The sequence below is a fragment of the Actinoplanes sp. NPDC048791 genome (assembly GCF_040650095.1).
In the GTDB taxonomy this organism is placed as follows: domain Bacteria; phylum Actinomycetota; class Actinomycetes; order Mycobacteriales; family Micromonosporaceae; genus Actinoplanes.
On record NZ_JBEZGQ010001537.1, the window covers coordinates 1 to 1,450 of the forward strand.

A 1,450-nucleotide genomic window follows, 5' to 3' on the forward strand; every position below is an offset into this window, starting at 1 on the left:
CGGCCGAGGTGCTGGCGGCGATCCGGGTGGTGGCGGCCGGGGAGTCGCTGCTGTTCCCGGCGGCGATCCGGCGGCTGGCGGCCGCGTACGGCAGCCGCACGCCCCCGGCCGACCTCACCGACCGGGAGGCCGAGGTGCTGCGCTTGATGGCGCGGGGCCTGTCCAACGCCGAGATCGCCGAGCAGTTGGTGCTGGGTGTGCAGACGGTCAAGACCCATGTCGGCAACGTGCTGGCCAAGCTCGGCGCCCGCGACCGTACCCAGGCGGTGATCGCCGCGTACGAGTCGGGGTTTGTGAGTCCCTCCTGAGAGGGAGCCGGTTCCCTCCCGGGCGGGAGTCGCCCCGGGCCGCGACGGACCAGGCTGATCCATGTCGGAAGTACCCGAGACCTGGAGGAAGCATGATGAAGCGCGCACTTCTCGCCCTGACCGCCGCGGCCGCCGTCCTGATCACGTCCGGTGGCGCCGCGTCGGCCACCCGCCCGAAGCCGACCGAGCCCAGCCTGGTCGGCTCGGCGACGTTGTGGCGGGCCGCCGGGGACGACATCCGGTTCACCTTCGACGCCCACGGCCTCGGACCGGACGCCCGGGGGACGTTCCGGGTCAGCCACTACCTCGGCTCCGAGGGGGCCTGGTTCAGCGGGCGGATCGACTGCCTGGCGGTCGGCGGCCCGGTGGCGGTCGCGACGGGGATCATCACCGCCAGCAGCCTGACGGAGTTCATCGGCGTGCGCCGCGGCTTCACGGTGTACGACCACGGCCGGCACGACCGGGTCGGCTACAGCTGGGTGATCGATCCGGGCAACACCGAGTCGGTGCCGCTGTGCGTGAGCGGCGCGCCCTACGAGACGGTGGAGACCGGCGACTTCCGTACCGTCGAATGGTTCCCGCCGGGCGTCCTGCCGTGACGACCCGGCGGCCGGGGACCCCCACGAGCCGCCGGCAGTGATTACGCTTCTGCCATGTGCCGAAACATTCGCCAGCTGCACAACTTCGAGCCGCCCGCCACCCCTGACGAGGTCCAGGCGGCCGCCCTGCAGTACGTGCGCAAGGTCGCCGGGTCGACGAATCCGTCGCAGCGAAACCAGGCCGCGTTCGACCGGGCGGTCGCCGCGGTTGCGGCGGCGACCGAGGAGCTGCTCGCCGAGCTCGTCACCACCGCGCCGCCCAAGGACCGCGAGACCGAGGCGGCCAAGGCCCGCGAGCGGGCCGCTAAGCGGTACGCGTCCTGACCGAGGCCCCGGTGAGGGTGAGATACCAGGCCGAGTCGGTGAAGCCCGGTCCGGTCTCCTCACCGATGTAGAGGTCGAGGTGCTTGCTGCCGCCGAGGCCGGGCGTGAACTCGTCGGTCACGGTCCAGCGGGCTCGCCGCAGAGCCGAGCAGACCTGCTCGGGCGCGGCGGCTCCGTCGTCGGTGTGCCCGCAGGCGGCGACGCGGACGGTCGTGCCGC

3 protein-coding genes and 1 pseudogene are annotated in these 1,450 nt (G+C 72.9%); 3 read left to right on the forward strand and 1 reads right to left on the reverse strand.

Annotated features, from left to right (window positions below):
- The 3 genes from AB0C29_RS48215 to AB0C29_RS48225 all read left to right on the forward strand — a co-directional run.
- On the forward strand, positions 1–308 hold a 308-nt coding region (locus AB0C29_RS48215), incomplete at its 5' end, for a response regulator transcription factor (RefSeq protein WP_360835065.1).
- Positions 309–403: 95 nt separating this feature from the next.
- A complete protein-coding gene (locus AB0C29_RS48220) occupies positions 404–907 on the forward strand; it encodes a hypothetical protein (protein ID WP_360835067.1) in 504 nt (167 codons plus the stop codon).
- A 54-nt stretch (positions 908–961) separates the two neighbouring features.
- Positions 962–1,231, forward strand: coding sequence for a DUF2277 domain-containing protein (locus AB0C29_RS48225; RefSeq protein WP_212989454.1), 270 nt, complete (start codon positions 962–964; stop codon positions 1,229–1,231).
- On the opposite strand, the pseudogene AB0C29_RS48230 reads toward AB0C29_RS48225, so the two are convergent.
- A pseudogene (locus AB0C29_RS48230) lies at positions 1,212–1,450 on the reverse strand (hypothetical protein); the annotation flags it as partial. The gene AB0C29_RS48225 and the pseudogene AB0C29_RS48230 sit on opposite strands and share 20 nt — an antisense overlap.

Bases quoted from the DNA above. Each gene is read 5' to 3' on its own strand.
- AB0C29_RS48225 (WP_212989454.1), top strand. From the start codon at position 962: ATGTGCCGAAACATTCGCCAGCTGCACAACTTCGAGCCGCCCGCCACC.
- AB0C29_RS48220 (WP_360835067.1), top strand. From the start codon at position 404: ATGAAGCGCGCACTTCTCGCCCTGACCGCCGCGGCCGCCGTCCTGATC.